17 protein-coding genes are annotated in these 20527 nt (G+C 69.5%); 4 read left to right on the top strand and 13 right to left on the bottom strand.

Annotation, left to right across the window (positions count from 1 at the left end; genetic code table 11):
* Window positions 1-133: 133 nt before the first annotated feature.
* Entirely contained in the window at window positions 134-1558 is a 1425-nt protein-coding gene (locus EEJ31_RS13545) for an NAD(P)H-quinone dehydrogenase (RefSeq protein ID WP_123046819.1), read from the bottom strand.
* 229 nt (window positions 1559-1787) lie between these two features.
* On the opposite strand from EEJ31_RS13545, the gene EEJ31_RS13550 reads away from it, so the two are divergent.
* From EEJ31_RS13550 to EEJ31_RS13560, 3 genes are all read left to right on the top strand, one after another.
* Entirely contained in the window at window positions 1788-3551 is a 1764-nt protein-coding gene (locus EEJ31_RS13550; protein ID WP_148040192.1) for a hypothetical protein, read from the top strand.
* Between the two features lie 134 nt (window positions 3552-3685).
* Complete coding sequence (locus EEJ31_RS13555) at window positions 3686-4519, top strand: purine-nucleoside phosphorylase (protein WP_123046821.1); 834 nt, start codon at window positions 3686-3688, stop codon at window positions 4517-4519.
* Between the two features lie 176 nt (window positions 4520-4695).
* A complete protein-coding gene (locus tag EEJ31_RS13560; RefSeq protein ID WP_123046846.1) occupies window positions 4696-6396 on the top strand; it encodes a phospho-sugar mutase in 1701 nt (566 codons plus the stop codon).
* Between the two features lie 184 nt (window positions 6397-6580).
* Here the strand turns inward: EEJ31_RS13560 and EEJ31_RS13565 are convergent, their stop codons facing one another.
* The 5 genes from EEJ31_RS13565 to EEJ31_RS13585 form a co-directional block, all read right to left on the bottom strand.
* Window positions 6581-6853 carry a PTS sugar transporter subunit IIB gene (locus EEJ31_RS13565; RefSeq protein WP_123046822.1) on the bottom strand — a complete coding sequence of 91 codons (273 nt, stop codon included), beginning with the start codon at window positions 6851-6853 and terminating at the stop codon, window positions 6581-6583.
* Window positions 6850-7314 carry a PTS sugar transporter subunit IIA gene (locus tag EEJ31_RS13570; protein WP_123046823.1) on the bottom strand — a complete coding sequence of 155 codons (465 nt, stop codon included), beginning with the start codon at window positions 7312-7314 and terminating at the stop codon, window positions 6850-6852. The genes EEJ31_RS13565 and EEJ31_RS13570 overlap by 4 nt, the downstream gene beginning before the upstream one ends.
* A 53-nt stretch (window positions 7315-7367) precedes the next feature.
* On the bottom strand, window positions 7368-8489 hold the full coding sequence (locus EEJ31_RS13575; RefSeq protein ID WP_233563916.1) for an adenosine deaminase: 1122 nt from the start codon (window positions 8487-8489) through the stop codon (window positions 7368-7370).
* Window positions 8490-8566: 77 nt separating this feature from the next.
* The gene (locus EEJ31_RS13580; RefSeq protein WP_123046825.1) at window positions 8567-9319 is read right to left on the bottom strand and encodes an IclR family transcriptional regulator; all 753 of its coding nucleotides are present in this window, start codon (window positions 9317-9319) and stop codon (window positions 8567-8569) included.
* A gap of 8 nt (window positions 9320-9327) precedes the next feature.
* Entirely contained in the window at window positions 9328-10515 is a 1188-nt protein-coding gene (locus EEJ31_RS13585; RefSeq protein WP_123046826.1) for an adenosylhomocysteinase, read from the bottom strand.
* A gap of 48 nt (window positions 10516-10563) precedes the next feature.
* On the opposite strand from EEJ31_RS13585, the gene uriH reads away from it, so the two are divergent.
* On the top strand, window positions 10564-11508 hold the full coding sequence (gene uriH / locus EEJ31_RS13590; RefSeq protein WP_123046827.1) for a uridine-preferring nucleoside hydrolase UriH: 945 nt from the start codon (window positions 10564-10566) through the stop codon (window positions 11506-11508).
* A 46-nt stretch (window positions 11509-11554) separates the two neighbouring features.
* Here the strand turns inward: uriH and EEJ31_RS13595 are convergent, their stop codons facing one another.
* From EEJ31_RS13595 to EEJ31_RS13625, 7 genes are all read right to left on the bottom strand, one after another.
* Window positions 11555-13234 (bottom strand): HAD family acid phosphatase, encoded by a 1680-nt coding sequence (locus EEJ31_RS13595; protein WP_123046828.1) that lies wholly within the window; start codon window positions 13232-13234, stop codon window positions 11555-11557.
* A gap of 117 nt (window positions 13235-13351) precedes the next feature.
* The gene (locus tag EEJ31_RS13600) at window positions 13352-14677 is read right to left on the bottom strand and encodes a thymidine phosphorylase (RefSeq protein WP_123046829.1); all 1326 of its coding nucleotides are present in this window, start codon (window positions 14675-14677) and stop codon (window positions 13352-13354) included.
* Window positions 14674-15111 carry a cytidine deaminase gene (locus tag EEJ31_RS13605; RefSeq protein ID WP_233563917.1) on the bottom strand — a complete coding sequence of 146 codons (438 nt, stop codon included), beginning with the start codon at window positions 15109-15111 and terminating at the stop codon, window positions 14674-14676. Before EEJ31_RS13605 ends, EEJ31_RS13600 begins: the two co-directional genes overlap by 4 nt.
* Window positions 15112-15113: 2 nt before the next feature.
* Window positions 15114-16397 (bottom strand): ABC transporter permease, encoded by a 1284-nt coding sequence (locus EEJ31_RS13610; RefSeq protein WP_123046831.1) that lies wholly within the window; start codon window positions 16395-16397, stop codon window positions 15114-15116.
* Window positions 16394-17734, bottom strand: a complete 1341-nt coding sequence (locus tag EEJ31_RS13615; RefSeq protein ID WP_123046832.1) for an ABC transporter permease — start codon at window positions 17732-17734, stop codon at window positions 16394-16396. Before EEJ31_RS13615 ends, EEJ31_RS13610 begins: the two co-directional genes overlap by 4 nt.
* Window positions 17731-19251, bottom strand: a complete 1521-nt coding sequence (locus EEJ31_RS13620) for an ABC transporter ATP-binding protein (protein ID WP_123046833.1) — start codon at window positions 19249-19251, stop codon at window positions 17731-17733. The genes EEJ31_RS13615 and EEJ31_RS13620 overlap by 4 nt, the downstream gene beginning before the upstream one ends.
* 170 nt (window positions 19252-19421) lie before the next feature.
* The gene (locus EEJ31_RS13625; protein WP_123046834.1) at window positions 19422-20522 is read right to left on the bottom strand and encodes a BMP family lipoprotein; all 1101 of its coding nucleotides are present in this window, start codon (window positions 20520-20522) and stop codon (window positions 19422-19424) included.
* Window positions 20523-20527 lie beyond the last annotated feature (5 nt).

Below are 20527 nucleotides of genomic sequence, written 5' to 3' on the forward strand. Positions count from 1 at the left end.
TAACTCCGGAGATCCTGTCGGCCCTGGCGTTCCCGCCGCACTGGTCCGCGGGCGAGAGCGCGCAGGCGCGGTGTTCTTCCGGAGTTAGCGACCGGGCGGGGGGGGCGCAGACGCGGGCCCGGGAGGCAGGGGGTCAGAGCACGATGTGCATGGCGCGGGCCGCGTCGGTCAGCGACCCCGACAGCGACGGGTAGACCGGGAATGCCCGCGCCACCTGGTCGACCGTGAGCCGGTGCTCCACGGCGAGCGCGAGCGGGAACACGAGCTCGCTGGCCTTCGGCGCCACGATGACGCCGCCGATGACGGTGCCGCTGCCGACCCGGGCGAACAGCTTCACGAAGCCGTCCTTGATGCCCATCATCTTCGCGCGCGGGTTCGACTCGAGCGCCAGCTTGTAGATGTAGCCCTGCGCGATGCCCTCTTCGATCTGCTTCTGCGACCAGCCGACAGTGGCGATCTCGGGCTGGGTGAAGATGTTCGACGCGACGTTGCGGATCTCCATGGGGTTCACCGCGTCGCCCATCGCGTGGAAGACCGCCGTGCGCCCCGCCATCGACGCAACGGATGCCAGCGGCAACTCGGTCGTGCAGTCCCCGGCCGCGTAGATGTGCGGCACCGACGTGCGCGACACCCGGTTCACCCGGATGTGCCCCGACTCGGTGAGCTGCACCCCGGCCTCCTCCAGGCCGATGCCGGCCGTGTTCGGCACCGCGCCCACGGCCATCAGGCAGTGGCTGCCCTCCACCACGCGGCCGTCGGTCAGGGTGGCAACGACGCCCGTGTCACTGCGCACAATCGACGCCGCCCGGGACTTCGAGAGCACCGTCATGCCGCTGCGCCGGAAGACGTCCTCGATCACGGCCGCGGCATCCGCGTCTTCACCGGGCAGCACCTGGTCGCGGCTGGAGACGAGGGTCACCTGCGCGCCGAGCGCCCGGTAGGCGGATGCGAATTCGGCGCCGGTGACGCCGGAACCGACGACGATCAGGTGCTCGGGCACGCTCGCGAGGTTGTAGAGCTGCGTCCAGGTGAGGATGCGCTCGCCGTCGGGCACGGCGCTCGGCAGGATGCGCGGGCTCGCCCCGACCGAGATGACGATGGTGTCGGCTTCGATGCGCTGCGTCTGTCGCCCGCCCTCGGTGACGGCGAGCGTGTTCGCGTCGTCCAGCCGGCCCTCCCCGCGCACCAGGGTCACGCCGGCGCGCACGAGCCCGGCCTTCATGTCCTCAGACTGCTGCTTGGCGAGCGTGCGCAGGCGCTTGTTCACGGCGGCGAGGTTCGTGGAGACCTCGGGCTGCATCGGCGTGCCGCTCTCACCGCTCAGGAAGAACTGCACGCCCAGGTCGACCGCCGAACGGATCGAGTTCGACGCCTCTGCGGTGGCGATGAGCGACTTCGACGGCACCACGTCGGTGATCACGGCCGACCCGCCGATGCCGACGCGTTCGACGAGGGTGACGTCGGCTCCCTGCTGGGCGCCGGCCAGGGCGGCTTCGTAACCGCCGGGCCCTCCACCGAGAATGGCGATGCGCTGCTTGCGTTCGAACTCGTAGGCCATTGCCCTATTCTCTCCCACCTTGCGTGGCGGCGGCCACCCGGCGCCCGCGGGCAGCGGATGCCGCAACGCGTGCCCCAGCCCGGGCCGACGCGTTCACCGCCCGGTTTGCCGACCCGGTGGTGCGTCGTTCGCGCGATGCGGTGGCCTGCGTGGGAGGATTGCCGCCAACGACCGCTCGGGGCACGGGACACCGGGACTGCGCTCGACGGGGGACGGCGAGGTGTCGATGATGCACAGGCGTACCGTTTCCCTGCTGCTGGCCGCTGTTCTCGTGCCGGGCCTGCTGGCCGGCTGCGGCGCGGCACAGCGGCCCGAGCCGACCGCTCCGGCGCCGACCGCTCCGGCGCCGACGGCGTCCGCGCCGCTCACCGTGAGCACCGGCCTCCCGGGTGACCCGCTCACGGTGCTCGCCGACGCCGACCCGTCGACGCGGGCCCTCGCCATGAGCAGGGCCCTGTTCCGGCGGGCGCAGCTCGTGGTCACCGCCGACGCCGGCGACCTGAACGCCCAGCTCCTGGCCGCCTCCGCCGCCGTGGCGCTCGGCGCGCCGCTTCTCCTCACCTCTGCGGATGCGAGCGTGTCGGCAGCCGTCGCAACGGAGCTGGACCGGCTCGGCGCCACGCACGTGCTGAGCATCGCCGGAGGGGCCGGTGGTGCGCGGGAGACGGCCGAACCCGGCGCGACCCGTACGCTGCTGGTGGCGCCGGCGACCCCGGCCGCCCTCGCCGCGCTCCTGCCCGGCTCGCACGGCGGCGCGGTCACCGTGACGGCCAGCGCCGCGCTGGCCGCCGTCGCCGGTCTCGACCCGCGCAAACCCGCGCTCCTGCACGCGGCCGAGCCGGCCGCTTCGCCGAGGACCCCGACGCCGGCCGCGACGCCGACCGCAACGCCCTCCCCCGCACCGGCGGCACCGGCGGCACCTCCGCCCACCCTTCCGGCGATTGAGCGGGCGGCGGCCCTGTCCGCGGGCTCCGTTCTGGCAACGGATGACCCGTCGCAGCTCGCCCCCGTCGCCACCGCCCGCGCGGCGGGCCTCGCGGTGCACCTCGTGCCGGTCGTCGACCCGAACCCGCAGGCATCCGCTGCCCTGGTCAGGGCGCTCGCAACGGAGCATCCGTCGGCGGTGATCGCCCTCGGCGCACCGTTCGCCCACGAGCCGGCGCTGGACTGGAAGGTGCGCTCGGCGCTCACGGGGACCCAGCTGCCCGGCGGCGGCCAGGTTCTGTTTCCCGATCACCTCTATGTGGCGCTGTACGGCACGCCCGGAGCGCCGGTGCTCGGCGTCCTCGGCGAGCAGGGGCTCACCGCCTCGCTTGCCCGCGCGCGTGCGGTGGCGGCGCCGTACGAGACGCTGACCGACCGCACGGTCGTGCCGATGTTCGAGATCATCGCATCCGTTGCGGCGGGAGCCGCCGGCCCGGACGGCGACTACTCCAATGAGAAGTCCGTCGACGAGCTGCGACCCTGGGTCGAGGCGGCGGGGAAGGCCGGCGTCTATGTGGTGCTCGACCTCCAGCCCGGGCGCAGCGATTTCCTCAGCCAGGCGAAGGCATACCAGCCGCTGCTCGAACTGCCGTGGGTCGGCCTCGCGCTCGACCCGGAGTGGCGCCTGAAACCGCACGAGAAGCATCTGACGCAGATCGGCTCGGTCGACGCCGCCGAGGTGAACCGGGTGATCACCTGGCTCGCCGACCTCACCAGCAGGAACGCACTCCCGCAGAAGATGTTCGTGCTGCACCAGTTCCAGCTGCGCATGATCCAGCACCGCGACCTGGTCGACACCTCACGCGACGAGCTCGCGCTCCTCATCCACGTCGACGGGCAGGGCGGCCAGCCCGACAAGCAGGCCACCTGGAACGCCCTGCACGTCGACGCCCCGGCGGGCGTCGCCTGGGGCTGGAAGAACTTCTACGACGAGGACCACCCCACGCTCACGCCGAAGCAGACGATGACGCAGGTGTCCCCGCCGCCCGACCTCGTCACCTACCAGTAGCGACGCGGCCCAGCCCGCCCGGGCACCCGCATCCGTTCGACGGAGAATGTGTGACGAACGCCCCGCTCGCTGCTCATTCGAGCAGCGAACCGCGAAAATCTCCGTCGAACGGGCGTGGCAATTAGAGTGGTGGGATGCTCACGACCGACACGAACCCGCTCGACGACCCGGCAACCGACCCGTTCCAGGTCGCCCGCGACGCCGCCCGGCAGATCGCCGACGCGACCGGCGTCGCACGACACGACATCGCACTCACCCTCGGCAGCGGCTGGGGCAAGGCGGCGGATCTCATTGGCGAGACCACGCACACCATCCCCGCGACCGAGATCAGCGGATTCAGCGCCCCGGCCCTCGAGGGCCACGTCGGCACCCTGCGTTCGGTGCTGCTGCCGAACGGCAAGCGCGCCCTCGTGATCGGCGCCCGCACCCACTACTACGAAGGCCACGGGGTGCGGCGGGTGGTGCACAGCGTGCGCACGGCCGCCGCGACCGGCGCGACGACGATGGTGCTGACCAACGGAGCCGGCGGCATCCGTGAGCACTGGACGCCGGGCACGCCGGTGCTGATCAGCGACCACATCAACCTCACCGCTGACTCCCCGCTGGAGGGCGCGACCTTCATCGACCTGACCGACCTCTACTCGGAGCGGCTGCGGGGCATCGCCCGCAGCATCGACCCGTCGCTCGATGAGGGCGTGTACTGCCAGTTCCGCGGCCCGCACTACGAGACGCCCGCCGAGGTGCGCATGGCGCGCACCATTGGCGGCGACCTCGTCGGCATGTCGACGGCGCTCGAGGCGATCGCGGCCAGGCAGGCGGGCATGGAGGTGCTCGGGCTGTCGCTCGTGACGAACCTCGCCGCCGGCATCCAGTCCACGCCGCTCAGCCACCAGGAGGTGATCGACGCCGGCAAGGCGTCGGGGCCTGTGATCAGCGCGCTCCTCGCCCGGATCGTGGCGGCGCTGTGAGCGGCGAGTTCCACGAGCCGGAGCAGCTGCCCACCACGGCGGCGCTCCCCATCGTCGACGCGGAGTCGCCCGAGCCCGCGACGGCCGCGCTGCCCGTCGTCGAGGCCGCCTCCCCTTCACCCAAACGGACACTTCCGGTCGAGACGGACGGGCACGCCGGTCCATCTCGACCGGAACTGTCCACCTCGGCGGGTGCGGCCGACGACGTCGTGGCCGTCGCGAACGCCTGGCTCGCCCAGGACCCGGACCCCGAGACGCAGGCGCAGCTGCGGGTGCTCGTCGGGCACGCCCAGGGCGGCGACGCCGCAGCCCTCGCCGACCTGCACTCCCGCTTCGACGAGCGCCTCGCCTTCGGCACCGCGGGACTTCGCGGCGAGATCGGGGCCGGGTCGAACCGCATGAACCGCGTGCTCGTGTCGCAGGCGGCGGCGGGCCTCGCCGCCTACCTGCTGGCCGAGTCCGCGGGCGGCGCATCCGTTGTCATCGGCTACGACGGGCGCAAGAACTCGCAGGTCTTCGCGACCGACACCGCCGAGATCATGGCCGGCGCCGGGGTGCGGGCCATCCTGCTGCCGCGCCTGCTGCCGACGCCGGTGCTCGCGTTCGCCGTGCGCCACCTCGACGTGAGCGCGGGCGTGATGGTGACGGCCTCGCACAACCCAGCCGGCGACAACGGATACAAGGTCTACCTGGGCGACGAGAACCAGGGTTCGCAGATCGTGGCGCCCGCCGACCGGGCCATCGCCGCCGAGATCGAGCGTGTCGCGGCCGGCCGGCTCGTGCCCGAGCTTCCGCGAGGGGCGTACGAGACCGCGGAGGAGGACGTCGTCGAGGCGTACGTGCGGGCCACCGCGCAGGTCGGCACCCCCGGCACGCCGGTGACGGCCGTATACACCGCCATGCACGGCGTGGGCTGGGACACCACCCGCCGCGTGCTCGAGGCCGCCGGCTTCGACCTGCCCGTCACCGTCGACGCGCAGATCGCCCCGAACGCCGCCTTCCCCACCGTCGCGTTCCCGAACCCGGAGGAGCCGGGCGCTCTCGACCTGGCTTTCGAAACGGCGCGCGAGGTGCAGGCGCAGCTCGTGATCGCCAATGACCCGGATGCCGATCGGCTCGCCATCGCGATCCCCGACCCGTCGTCTGCCGACGGCTACCGCCGCCTCACCGGCAATGAGGTCGGCTGCCTCCTCGGCTGGCGCGCCGCCCTGCGTGCGGCCCGCGCGGAGCACAGCGAGTCCGCCCCGCGCGGCACCCTCGCCTGCTCGATCGTGTCGACGCCCGCCCTGGCCCAGGTGGCGGAGGCGTACGGCCTCGACTTCGCCGAGACGCTCACCGGCTTCAAGTGGGTCTCCCGCGCCGGCGGCCTCATCTACGGGTTCGAGGAGGCGCTCGGCTACCTCGTGAACCCACACACCGTGCGCGACAAGGACGGCATCTCGGCCGCGGTCGCGTTCCTCGCCCTCGCGGGCGAGCTTGCGGCGGCCGGCAGCAGCGTGGCCGAGCAGCTCGACCGGTTCAGCGAGCGCTTCGGGCACCACACGTCGGCGCAGATCTCGCTGCGCGTGACCGACCTCTCGCAGATCGGCCGGCTGATGGCGCGGCTGCGCGACGCGCCGCCGGAAGCGGTGGGCGGCATCCGCGTGGCACGGATCGACGACCTGCGCGACGGCTTCGCCGGGTTGCCGCCGAGCGACGTGCTGCGCCTGCACCTTGAGGACGGCTCGCGCGTGATGGTGCGCCCGAGCGGCACCGAGCCGAAGCTCAAGGTGTACCTCGACACGTCGAGCGACGTCGGTACGGTTGCCGAGCGCCGCGCCGCCGCCGAGGCCACCCTCGCCGTGCTCGACGCGGGCATGCGCGATCTCCTGGCCTGACGCTGGCCGATCAGCACCGACCTCGCCCTTTCCCCGGTGCTAACTCCGGAGATCCCGTCGCGGCTTCCGTGTCGGACGCAGTCTCTCGCGGGAGGTGAACCTCTCCGCGCAGAATTTCCGGAGTTAGCGGCGGGGCGGCGGGCGACGGGGCGTGTGACCGCAGTCAGGCGAGCGATGCGAGGGGTCAGCCGAGGGCGATCTCGAGCTTCGCGGCGAGTTCGTCGATGTCGAAGTAGTTGTCGATGACGATCACGTCGGCGTTCGTCTTGCCGATCCTGTCGACCAGCTCGGGCGACGTGAGGATCACCTGGGCGTCGGCCGCAACGACGCCCACGCTGGCGACATCCGTCGCGGTGATGTCGGCCTCGATGTCGAGGCGCTCGAGCGCGCGCTCGGCGTTGACCTTGAGAATGCCGGAGGTGCCGATGCCGGCGCCGCAGATGGTGACGATCTTCATGAGGGCTCTCCGTTCGAGGCGGTGGCGCCGAGCAGCGAGCGGATGCCGTCGGCATCCGTCGCCCGTGCCAGCGCCGGGATGACCTGCTCATCGTTGAACACGTTCGCCAACTCGGCCACGAAGTGCACATGCTCGTCGGAGCTCGTGACGGCGAGCCCGACGACCACCTGGACCGGGTCGTTGTGCGGGTGCCCGAACGCCACCGGCTCGGCCAGCGTGAGCACGCTGAGACCCTCGGTGAGCACGTCGGAGCCGGGTCGGGCGTGGGCGAGCGCGAATCCCGGTGCGATGACCACGTAGGCGCCGAACTCCTCGATCACACCCACCATGCGGTCGGTGTACTCCGGCGTCGTGGCGCCGGAGCGCTCGAGTGCCTGCCCGGCGGCGCGAACCGCGCCCTGCCAGTCGTCGACCCGCAGCCCGATCGTGATCGCTGAGTCAGGCAGTGGCGGTAGTGACATGGTCTCTTTCATGGATCAGGGCGAACGGGCCGGGCGGCACTGCCTGGCCCGCGTCAGGCGTTCTCGAAGCCCGCGATGATCGTGTCCATCAGTTCCTCGCGGTCTTCGAGCGGGAGGAAGGCGGACTCCGCGGCGTTCAGCTGGAACACCAGCAGGTCGTCGAGGTCGTACCCGAACGCGTCGGTCAGGAGCGCGAGCTCCTTCGAGATGCTGGTGTTGCTCATGAGCCGGTTGTCGGGGTTCACCGTCACCTGGAAGCCGAGCTGGTAGAGCAGGTCGAACGGATGGCTCGCCAGGTCGTCGCCCCACGCCGCGACGGCCCCGGTCTGCAGGTTCGACGACGGGCTGAGCTCGAGCGCGATCTCGCGGTCGCGCACCCACTGGGCCAGGGAACCGAGGGAGACGAAGGTGCTGTCGTTGTCCTCGCGCTCGATCGTGATGTCCTCGGCGAGCCGCACGCCGTGGCCGAGCCGGAGGGCGCGGCCGTCGAACAGGGCGCCACGGATGCTCTCCAGCCCGTCGGCCTCACCGGCGTGCACGGTCACGGGCAGGAACTCCTTGGCGAGGTAGTCGAAGGCGGCCAGGTGGTTGCGGGCGGGGAAGCCGAGCTCGGCGCCTGCGATGTCGAAGCCGACCACGCCGTTGTCGCGGTGGCGCACGGCGAGCTCTGCGATCTCCATGCCGCGGTTGGCGTGGCGCATGGCGGTCACCAGCTGGCCGGTGCGCACCTGGTCTCCGGATGCCGCGGCGTGGTCGGCGCCGGCTTCCAGGCCTTCCTGCACCGCTTCGACCGCCTGGTCGAGGGTGAGACCGCGGGCCAGGTGCTGCTCGGGCGCCCAGCGCACTTCCCCGTAGATCACGCCGTCGCGTGCGAGGTCCTCGGCGAACTCCTTGGCCACCCGGAACAGCCCCTCCCGGGTCTGCATGACCGCGGTGGTGAGGTCGAAGGTCTTGAGGTATTCGACCAGCGAGCCCGAGTTCGACTGCTCTTCGAACCAGGTCGCGAGGCCCGTGGCATCCGTCACCGGGAGCTCGAGGTCGATCGCGTCGGCGAGTTCGATGATGGTCTGGGGGCGCAGTCCACCGTCGAGGTGGTCGTGCAGCGAGATCTTGGGCAGCGCGGTGATGCTGGGCCCGCCGCCGGGCAGGAGGTATTCGTCCACAGTCGCGTTCACGCCCTCTAATCTATCGGGGCGTGGGTGCCGGTGAGGGTGCGGATTCCTGACTGCTTCATGAGTGTTTTCTGTCGGTGTCATGCGCCCTGCACGAGGCGTGAGAGTTCGCGGGCCGTCGCGGCTGCCATGTCGCGCACCGTGGCGGCTTCGCTGGCGCTGTAGCTGGTCGCGACGTACGGCACCGTGAGCGCCGCCACCGCGTGCCCGTCCCGCCCGTAGACCGGGTGGGCCAGGTCGAGGATGGCGGCTTGCCGGGGATCGGTGTCCTCCACCCAGCCGTTCCTGACCGCCGCGTCGAGCCTGTCGTTCAGCGCGGCACGCGCGTCGGGTTCCAGCCCTCGCCGGGCGAGTTCCGCGAGGGCGGCCGCTCGGGAATCCGGTGCCGCGAACGCCAGCAGGGCGGTGCCGCTCACCGTCGACTCGCTGGGGAAGCCGGCTCCCACGCGCACGCGGAACCCGAAATCGGCCGGGCTCTCGACCTGCGCGATCACGCGGACGGTCGCGCCCTCGAGGATCGAGAGGTTGCACGACTGCCGCACGGCCGCCGCCAGCCTCTGCATCGGCCCGAGGGCGAGCTGAACAAGCCCGCGGAGCGGGGGGTGCAGGTTGGCCAGTTCGAGCATCCGGGTCGACAGCAGGTACAGCCCCGAGGCCGCGTCACGCGTGATGAAACCGCGGCGCTCGAGTGTCTGCAGCACCCTGAAGATCTCGCCGACGCTGCGGCCGAGAGCGTCGGCGAGCTGTGCCTGCCCGATGCCTCCGGACTGCGCGGCGAGCAGCTCGAGGATGTCCAGGGCCTTGTCGAGCGCTGGGACGCCGTAACTCGTCACGTCGTGTCCTAGCGCGCGGCGTCGAGGGCGGCGAGAAAGCGGGTGGCGATCTCGCGTTCGATGTCGACGGGAACCGGCTGCGCCCCTGGAACGAGAGCCGCAGCATCCGTCGCCACCGCCTCGAGCGAGAGCACCTGCAGCAGGAAGCCCAGGTCCATGGACTCGAGCGAGTTGCCCTTGGGCTGCCGCCCCGCCAGGTTGAACATGCGCCCTTCGGCGAGGAGGACGACGTGACGGCCGTCGTCGAACGCGACCCGTTCGATTCCCTCGTCGACGACGCTGACGGATGCCGCGCGCTGCTTCAGGCCGGCGACGTCGATCTCCCACGCGACATGGCCGCTGTTCGCGAGAACCGCGCCGTCCCGGAGCCGGTCGAAGACGTCACCGCCGACCACGTTCGGCCGGCCGGTCGCGGTGATGACGACGTCCGCCCACGGTGCCAGCTCGACAACGGATGCGACCCGGTATCCGTCGAGGGCGGCCTCGAACGCCTTGAGCACGTCCACCTCGACCACGGCCACCTGCCCGCCGAGCGCCCGCAGGTACTGGGCGATCCCCCGCCCGCACCAGCCGTAGCCGACGACGACGAAGTGCCGTCCTGGCACCATCAGGTTGGTGATGCGCATGAAGCTCTCCACGATGGACTGCCCGACGGCGTGCCGGTTCTCGCCGATGGCCTTGAGCATGCTGTCGTTGATGACGATCACGGGGAACGGGACGGCGCCGGCCAGCTCGCTGCGCAGGCGGTCACCGCCGGAGGTGGTCTCCTCGGTGCCGCCGATGATGCCGGACGTCATCCCGCGGTCGACGATGCCCGCCGCGAGGTCGCCGCCGTTGTCGAGGAGCAGGTCCGGGGCGGAGTCCAGCACCGCGTTGATGTTGTCGTGGTGCTGTTCCAGCGTGTCACTGCGCGCGCCGAAGACCGTCATTCCTCGGTCGCGGAGGACGGCGACGATGTCGTCCTGCGTGGAGCCGTGGTTGCCGGTGGCGACGATCTCGGCGCCGCCGGCCTGCAGGGTCTCCAACAGCACGGCCGTCTTGGGCTCGAGGTGCAGCGACATGCCGATGCGCCGCCCGGAGAACGGCAACGTGCGGGCGAGGTCGGCCCGCGCCTGGGCGAGAAGCGGCATCCGCGAGCGGATCCATTCGATCCGGGCCGCGCCCGTTGAGATGAGGTCACTGGTGGCGTCGGTCATGGGAGCGATCTTACATATATGAACGCGACTTTCATATATGCTTTGGGAATGGCGACGAAGATCATACTTGACTGCGACCCCGGGCACGACGACGCGATCGCCCTGGTGCTCGCACACGGCAACCCCGAGATCGACCTCGTGGCGGTGACCACCGTGATGGGAAACCAGACGCTCGAAAAGGTCACCCGCAACGCACTCTCGATCGCCCGCGTCGCCGGCATCACCGGCGTTCCGTTCGCGGCCGGCTGCCCGCGCCCGCTGGTCCGCGAGATCGAGACGGCACCGACGATCCACGGCGAATCCGGCCTGGACGGGCCCGTCCTGCCGGATCCGCTGATCGAGCTCGACCGACGGCACGCCGTCGACCTGATCATCGACACGATCATGGCCCACGAGCCGGGCGAGATCACCCTCGTGCCGACGGGCGCACTCACGAACATCGCCCTCGCCGTGCGCAAGGAGCCCCGCATCGCGGCGCGCGTCAAACAGGTGGTGCTGATGGGCGGCGGATACCACGTGGGCAACTGGTCGGCGACGGCCGAGTTCAACATCGTCATCGATCCCGAGGCCGCGCACATCGTCTTCAACGAGACCTGGCCGCTCACGATGATCGGCCTGGACCTGACGCACCAGGCCCTCGCGACGCCGGAGGTGGCCGCGCGGATCGCGGCGGTCGGCACGGCGCCGGCGCGTTTCGTCGGAGAGCTGCTGGAGTTCTTCGCCGAGACCTACAAGGAGGCGCAGGGCTTCGAGCACCCGCCCGTGCACGACCCGTGCGCGGTGGCGTACGTCATCGACCCGAGCGTGATCCAGGTGCGCCGCGCCCCGCTCGACGTCGAGCTCACCGGCACCCTCACCCTCGGCATGACGGTCGCCGACTTCCGTGCGCCCGCTCCCGCCGACTGCACCACGCAGGTGGCGACCGATCTCGACCAGGAGAAGTTCTGGTCGCTCGTGGTCGACGCGCTGGAGCGCATCGGCGACCCCGCCTAGGCCGGCCGCACTCGCCGGCCAGCCCGCAGAGGCTGGCCGGCGCCGATCACGGCAGGTAGTAGGTGGGGTTCGGCAGCTTCACCGAACGGTCGGCCGACCCACCAATCAAGTCGCTGAACTGGTCTCCGAAGTTGGCGACGATGTCGTAATCTCCTCCCGAGCGCGACTCGATGTGAGCACGCGTCTGTGATTTGTACTCGATGGTGGTGCACTTGGCGGCTGCGCACGTGACGTAGGAGGGCTGTTGCGAGGCGCCGACCCCGGTCCACTTCGTGTAGTAGTTCGCCGCGGTGAAACCGGGGTAGCCGACTTTCGTCAGGTTCCCCACGGTGGCCGCCTTCTGGTTGTCGTTGCGTCCGGTCAGGCCGATGATCGTGCATCCGGCCTCCTGCGCACGGGAGACCAGGCTCACCATCGACGGCGTCGCGGGGAAGCGCTCGTCCTGCACCCAGACATCCTGCTCTGCGGGGTTGAAGTTGAAGTGCATGTCAGCGACCTCCATATCGTAGGTCCACAAGGTGGTGTCATCCGCATCCAGCACGATCGCTGGATTCTTATGCAGCTTCTTCTCGATGTAGCAGGCGAGCGCGACTTTGGGCAGCTGATGCCGTACCAAGCTGCGCATCTCGCGAATGTAGGGCGAGTCAGTCTTGTTGGCCAAACCCGTTCCTGGATCGCCGTAGTAGGTGGCGATCGTCGCCTTCACAGAATCGATGTTCGGGATGCCTTCACCGCTTTCTTGTGCGCCGCTGGACCCGTCGGCAGCCATCCTGAAGTGCGTGCGGGGGGCCAGTCTCGGCTCAGACAGGCCAGGCAGGTTGGGCGACGGCAAGTAGTACGTCGGGTTCGGCAGCTTGAGCGTGCGTTCCGCGTAGCCACCCTGAAGGTCGGACCACTGGTCGCCGACGTTGAGCATGATCGTATAGCCGAGGGATTCGATGTGCTTGCGCGTGAGCGCCTTGTATTCCACCGTCGTGCACTTCGCCACGACGCACGAGACGTAGGACGGCTGCTGAGAGGCGCCGGCGCCGGTCCACTTCGTGTAGAAGTTTGTGGCCGTGAACGGTTTATAGCCGACCTTTTTCAGGTTGCCGAGCGTTGCAGCCTCTTGATCGGCGTTCCGACCAGTGAGGCCGAAGATCGCATAGCCCATCGCAGCCGCCGTGTTGACGAAGCCGACCATGCTGGGGGTCGCGGGGAAGCGCTCGTCTTGCACCCACACATCCTGTTCTGCCGGGTCGAAAGTGAAGTGCATGTCGGCGACTTCCATGTCGTAGGTCATGAGAGTGGTGTCGTCGGCGTCGAACACTATGGCGGGCTTCTCGTGGTGGCGGAGCGCCTTGTCGTAGGTGGCCTTCAGCTTGCCCTTTTCCTTCGCGACAATGGACGCCATCTCGTCGATGTACGGCGAGCTCGTCTTGTTCGCGATTCCCGTTCCCGGGTCGCCGTAGTAGGTCGCGATCGTCTTCTTCACCGAGTCGATGTTGGGAATGTTCTCGCCCCCGACCGTCGCACCGCTGGAGCCGTCCGGAGCCATGGTGAAATGGGTGTTCGGGGTGAGCGTTCGATCCGCTGCCGACGGCCCCGGGTCCCAGGCCTGCGCTGCGGGCGCCTCGGCCAGGCTGACCCCAAGCACGAGGGCACAGGACGCGATGGTCGCGACCAGGCGTCGGTGTCGCCGAGGGTTGAGTTGGGGGTCGGAGCTGACGTTGTTCCCGGGAGCCATCACATCACCACTTCTTCGTCGCAATCACGTCCCTCGGACGGGGGCAACCGGCACAGTAGCACAGTGATTGCCAGCGGGCCAGAGCTCCCGGTCAGCCGACGGATGCCGCCGGTCGCGTCAGGAGGCGGCGATGCGTTCGGCGATCAGCGGGCCGCCGTCGTGGACCTCGTCACCGGCATCGCCGATGCGCCACGCCCCCTCGACCGACTCGAGGGCCCTGGGGAATCGCGCGGGCTCGTCGGCGCTGAGCGTGAACAGCGGCTGCCCCTTCGAGACCGTGTCGCCCGGTTTGGCGTGCAGGTCGACGCCGGCGGCGTGCTGCACCGGATCGCCCTTGCGGGCCCGGCCGGCGCCGAGCCGCCAGGCCGCGATGCCGAACGGCAGGGCGTCCTGCTGCACGAGCACTCCGTCCCGGTCGGCGTAGACCGTGTGAGTCTCTGCGGCCACCGGCAACGCGGCATCCGGGTCGCCGCCCTGTGCGCTGATCGCCCGGCGCCACGTGTCCATCGCGCGGCCGTCGGCCAGCGCGGCCTCAACGTCGACGTCGGTCTTGCCGGCGAGGGCGAGCATCTCGCGCGCCAGCGTGACGGTCAGCTCGACGACGTCGGCGGGCCCGCCGCCGGCCAGGACCTCGACCGACTCGCGCACCTCGTTCGCGTTGCCGATGGCGAGGCCCAGCGGCACGTTCATGTTGGTGAGCAGGGCGGATGTCGCCACGCCGGCGTCCTGGCCGAGCGCCACCATGGTGCGGGCGAGTTCCCGCGACTGCTCGATGTTCTTCAGGAAGGCGCCGGACCCGAACTTCACGTCGAGCACGAGCGCCTGCGTGCCCTCGGCGATCTTCTTCGACATGATCGAGGAGGCGATCAGCGGGATCGACTCGACGGTGCCGGTGATGTCCCGCAGGGCATACAGCTTGCCGTCGGCGGGGGCCAGGCCGCTGCCGGCCGCGGAGATGACGCCGCCGACGTCGCGCAGCTGGGCGAACATCTCCTCGTTCGTGAGGTCCGCCCGCCAGCCGGGGATGGACTCGAGCTTGTCGAGCGTGCCACCGGTGTGGCCGAGGCCGCGACCGGAGAGCTGCGGCACCGCGGCGCCGAAGGTGGCGACGAGGGGCATCAGCGGGAGGGTGATCTTGTCGCCGACGCCACCGGTGGAGTGCTTGTCGGTGGTCGGCTTGCCGAGGCCGTCGAAGTTCATCCGCTCGCCGCTGGCGATCATCGCGAGCGTCAGTTGCTTGATCTCCGCGCGCGTCATGCCGTTCAGGAAGATCGCCATGATCATGGCGGCCATCTGCTCGTCGCCCACGAACCCGCGCGTGTAGGCGTCGATGAGCCAGTCGACCTCGGCGGCCGACAGCTCCCCGCGGTCGCGCTTGGTGTGGATCAGGTCGACGACGTCGAACGGTTCAACCTGCGCCGGGGCGCCGCTCGCCTCCGTCATTGGCTCGCCCCGTACTCGCTCAGGGTGCGCGGGCCGAACGCGTCAGGGAGCACCTCGTTGATGGTGCGGATCCCCGACACCGTCTCCAGCAGCATGCCCGGCACGGAGTGCTCGAACAGCAGCTGCCGGCACCGGCCGCACGGCATCAGCGTGTTGCCGTGCCCGTCCACGCAGGTGAACGCGACCAGCTGGCCGCCGCCGCTCATGATGAGCGCCGAGACCAGCGAGCACTCTGCGCAGAGGGTGACGCCGTACGACGCGTTCTCCACGTTGCATCCGCTGATCAGCCGACCGTCGGTGACCAGTGCGGCCACGCCCACCGGAAAGTGGGAGTAGGGCACGTAGGCCTTGGTCATCGCTTCCGCGGCGAGTTCGCGCAGGCTGCCCCAGTCGATGTCTCCGGATGCCTGCACCGGGCCGGTGTTCGTGCTCACGCTCATTTGATGTACGGCTTTCCGTCGGCGGCCGGCGGCCTGGACTTGCCGACGAACCCGGCGACGGCGAGGATCGTGACGACGTAGGGCAGCATGAGCATGAACTCGCTCGGCACCGGCGAGCCGATGATGCCGATCACGTTCTGCAGGTTCGTCGCGAAACCGAACAACAGGGCCGCCAGGGTGGCCTTGATCGGATCCCACTGGCCGAAGATCACGGCCGCCAGCGCGATGAAGCCGGCGCCGGCCGTCATGTCCTTCTGGAAGGAGCCGACGGAGCCGAGCGTGAAGTAGGCGCCGCCGAGGCCGGCGACCGCGCCGGCGAGCGACACGTTCCAGAACCGGGTGAGGCCCACCTTGATACCGACGGTGTCGGCGGCCTGCGGGTGCTCGCCGACGGCGCGGACCCGGAGGCCCCAGCGGGTGCGGAACAGGGCGTACCAGACGACCGCCACCGCGACGTACATGAGGTAAATGATGATCGTCTGCTGGAAGAACAGCGGTCCGATGATCGGGATCTCGCTCAGCACGGGGATCTCGATGCGCTGGAAGCGCGGTGGGGAGTTGAGCATCTGCGGGTTCGCGGTCATGACCGTGGAGTACAGGAAGCTGGTCAGCCCGGTCACGAGCACGTTCAGCACGACGCCGACGATGATCTGGTCGACGACGTACTTGATCGCGAACGCGGCAAGCACGAACGAGACGAGCATGCCCGCGACCATGGCCCCGATGAGGCCGAGGTACGGCGACTGCGTGATCGAGGCGATCATCGCCGACACGAAGGCGCCCGCGAGCATCTGCCCTTCGATGGCGATGTTCACGACGCCGCTTCGCTCCGAGATGACGCCGCCGAGGGCGCCGAAGATGAGCGGCGCGCTGAGTGCCACCGTTCCGAGCAGCAGGCCGTAGACGGGGATGGATGCGCCGGCGCCCGCCCAGGCGAGGAAGGCCGCCAGGAACAGGAACGCGAAGATCGCGACCAGCCAGAGCGGCACGCGCCGGTTGGCGCGCACCAGCATCACCGCGATCACCGTGATCACGGCCATCAGCCCCGTGAGGATGACGCAGCTGAGCGTGGTCGGCACGGCGATGACCGGCAGCTGGATGAGCGTGCGCCCGGCGGTCAGGCGGAATTCGCTCGTGCCGGGACGCGCGAACACGACGAAGAGGATGAGGGACAGGAGGGTCACCACACCGAAGGCGATGGGGGCCTTCCAGCCCTTTCCTGCCACCGGTCGGCGGGTGAGCGCGTGGGCGGCTGCGTGCGCCTGCTCGACAGTCGTCATTTCTGAACCTGCGCCTTCCGCACTGCTGGCGTTGATTTTCGGAACACCCCGGGGGTGGGCAGCCGGAAGACCGCCCGCACGAGCGGCGGGGCTGCGATGAACAGCACGATCATCGACTGCATGACCAGCACGATGTCGATGGGAACGCCGGCCGCCGCCTGCATGGAGAACCCGCCGGCCTTGAATGCGCCGAAGAGGATGCCGGCCCAGAAGATGCCCCACGGCCGGGACCGGCCGAGCAGCGCCACCGTGATCGCGTCGAAGCCGATCCCCGCGTCGATGCCCGAGCTGAACCCGGTGGTCACCGTTCCGAGGATCTGCGTCACGCCGGCCAGGCCGACGAGCGCGCCGGAGATGACCATGACCCAGGTGAAGGCGCTGCCGACGTTGATGCCGGCGACCCGCGCCGCGTTCGGGTTCTCACCGACGGCGCGGAACTTGAAGCCGAGGCTCGAGCGGGACAGGATCCACCACACGACGATCGTGGCGACGACCGCCAGGATGAAGCCGAGGTTGAGGTTGTACTGGTCGCCGAGAATCTTCGGGAAGATCGCCGTGTCCTTCATCGGCGGCGACTTCGGGTTGTTCGAACCCGGCGCCTGCAGGGCCCCAGGCGTGCGCAGCAGGTACGCGATCAAGTAGAACCCGACGTAGTTGAGCATGATCGTCGTGATGACCTCGTTGGCGCCGGTGCGGGCCTTCAAGAGCCCCGCCAGGCCGCCCCACAGCGCGCCGCCGACCATGCCGCCGACGACGGCCACGATCACGTGGATGCCCGCGGGAAGGTCGAGCGCGAAGCCGATCCAGCCGGCGATGCCGATGGCGACGAGCATCTGCCCGCGACCGCCGATGTTGAACATGCCGCCGCGGAAGCTGAGGCCGATGCCGAGACCGGCGATGATCAGCGGCGTCGCGAACGTGAGCGTCTGGGTGAACGGCTTGATGCCGTCGGCGAAGCCCGGGCGGCGGAAGTTGTACACCGACCCCTGGAACAGGGCCGAGTAGGCGTCTGACACCGTCGCCCAGGCGGCGCCGAGCAGGTCGGTGGGCCGGGAGAAGAAATAGGCGGCGCTGGCCTGGACGGCCTTGTCGGTGGCGGCGATGAGCACCGCTCCGACGACCAGGGCCAGGACGACGGAGAGGATGGTGATCATCACCCCGCCACCGAGGATCTCGTTCAGCACGGCGTGCGAGCGGTTGGGCGTCTCCGGGCCACGCCGGCGTTCATTGGCGACCGCCGCATCCGTCGTCGTCTCCGGGATCGGCTGCTCCTCGGCGACGGTCGTCTCCCGACCGGGTGGGACCTGGCCGCGGGTGGGAATCTGCTCGTCGCTCATGCTGCTGCTCCGGTCTCGGGCGCGGGTTCCCCGGCCATCATCAATCCAAGGATGTCGCGTGACGTGTCGCCGGGGACGATCCCGACGATCCCGCCCCGGTACATGACCGCGATGCGGTCGGCGAGGGCCGTGACCTCGTCGAGCTCGGTGGACACGACGATGACGGGCACGCCCGCGTCCCGGGCGGCCACGATCTGGCTGTGCACGAATTCGATCGAACCGACGTCGAGTCCGCGGGTCGGCTGCGCCGCCACGAACAGGCGCAGCTTGCGGCTGAGTTCGCGGGCCAGCACCACTTTCTGCTGGTTGCCGCCGGAGAGGCGGCCGACCTGCGTGGTGATCCCCTGTGCGCGGATGTCGAACTCGGTGAGCTTCTTCTTCGCGAATTCGGCGAGGTACTTCAGCTGCAGCCCGCCGGCCTTCACGAACGGCGCACCGTCCGAGCGGTCGAGCATCAGGTTCTCGGCCACGGTGAACGCTCCGACGAGGCCGTCCTCGTTCCGGTCCTCCGGCACGAAGCCGACGCCGGCGTCGAGCACCTTGTTCACGCTGAGCTTCCGCAGGGATTTCCCGTCGAGGGTGATCTCGCCGGTGACGCGGTCCTGCAGGCCGATGATGGCCTCGGTCAGTTCCGTCTGGCCGTTGCCCTGCACCCCGGCGATGGCCAGGACCTCTCCCTGCTTGACATCGAAGCTCACCGAATTGACGACCACCTGGCCGTGCTGGTCGACGACCGAGAGGTCTTTGACGACGAGGGCGGGAGCGCCGGGGGCGGCCGGCGCCTTGTCGATCACCAGGTCGACGGAGCGGCCCACCATGAGGGAGGCGAGCTCCTCGTTGCTGGCGGTGGGCGACGCCTCCCCGACCACCTTGCCCAAGCGGATGACGGTGATACGGTCGGCGACCTCGCGAACCTCACGGAGTTTGTGCGTGATGAACACGATGGCGGTGCCGGCTTCCTTCAGCTGCTTCATGATCAGCATCAGCTCGTCGGTCTCCTGCGGCGTCAGCACGGCCGTCGGTTCGTCGAACACGAGCACCTTTGCATCGCGTGACAGCGCCTTGATGATCTCCACCCGCTGCTGCACCCCGACGGGCAGGTCTTCGACCAGTGCATCCGGGTCGAGGTCGAAGCCGAAGCGGTCGGACAGCGCCCGCACCTTGTCGCGCGTGGCGGCCATGTTGAGGCGGCCCCCGACCGTGGTCTCCTCATGGCCCAGCATGACGTTCTCGGCGACGGTGAACACCGGGATCAGCATGAAGTGCTGGTGCACCATGCCGATGCCGGCCGCCATGGCGTCGCCGGGACCCTGGAAGTGCTGCACCTCGTCGTCGAGCAGGATCTCGCCCTCCTCGGCCTGGTACAGGCCGTAGAGGACGTTCATCAGCGTGGACTTGCCCGCGCCGTTCTCGCCGAGCAGGCAGTGGATCTCGCCCGGCTCGACCGTCAGATTGATGTGGTCGTTGGCGACGAGCGAACCGAATCGCTTCGTGATGCCGCGAAGTTCGAGCTTCATGGTTAGCCAATCTACCTTCGCCAGGGGCGCGGCTCTGCGCCCTCCGGGAGGATGAGTCAGTTCAGTTCAGTGCAACCGGCGGGGTAGATCACGTGGCCCCGCGACGCCACAGTTAAGCGGCGTCGGGGAGACCAGCTGGGTAGCTGGCCTCCCCGACGCCGGTTGTCGTGCTACTTCGGCGACGAAGGCGACTCGACCTTGATCGAGCCGTCGATGATGCCGGCCTTGATCTTGTCGAGCTCACCCGCGAGGCCGGGGTCGACCTTCGACTCGTAGTCGTGGAACGGAGCGAGGGCGACGCCGCCGTTCTCCAGGGTTCCCACGTACGGGGCCTTGTCGAAGTTGCCCGCCGCCGCGGCGTTCGTGACGTCTTCGACGCCCGGCTTGATGCCCTTCATCACCGAGGTGAGGAACAGGTCGGCGTTGTCGGGGTCGGTCTGGGTGACGTCGGCGTCGACACCGATCAGGACGATGCCCTTGTCCGCGTCGCGCACGGCCTCGGCCGCGCTCTTGTAGATCGGGCCACCGACGGGCATGATGACGTCGGCGTTCTGGTCGATCAGGCCCTGGGCGGCCTGCTTCGCGTCAGTGCCGGCCTCGAAGCCACCGGTGAACGTGCCGTTCTGGGAAGCGACGTCCCAGCCCTTGACGACGACGTTCTTGCCCTTCTGCTCGTTGAAGTACTTGACGCCGTCGACGAAGCCGTCCATGAAGATGGTGACGGGCGGGATCGGCAGGCCACCGAAGGTGCCGACGACACCGGTCTTGGAGTAGCTGGCAGCGGCGTAGCCGCCGAGGAACGCTGACTGCGCGGTGTCGAAGACCAGCGACTTGACGTTCGGCGCATCGATCGAGCTGTCGTCGATGATGGCGAAGTTGACGTCGGGGTTGGCGGCGGCAGCGTCCTTGGTGGCCGCAGCGAGGTTGAAGCCGACGGTGACAATCAGGTTGCAGCCCTGGTCGACGAGGTTGCTGATGTTCGGCGCGTAGTCGGTGTCGGAGCTCGACTGAACGGTGATGGGCTTGACGCCGATCTTGTCAGCGGCGGCCGTCAGGCCCTCGAGGCCCAGCTGGTTGAACGACTTGTCGTCGAACCCGCCGGCGTCGGAGACCATGCAGGGAAGGAAGTCGCTGGCGGCAGGCTTGCCGGAGTCAGACGACCCACCGGACGCACCGCCGGTTTCGGGGGCCGGGGCACACCCGGCCAGGAGCGCGACAACGCCCAGGGCGGCGAGACCACCGAGGGTTGTCTTTCGGGTTGAAATTCTCAAAACGG

It is taken from the genome of Cryobacterium tepidiphilum (assembly GCF_003716325.1).
GTDB lineage: Bacteria > Actinomycetota > Actinomycetes > Actinomycetales > Microbacteriaceae > Cryobacterium > Cryobacterium tepidiphilum.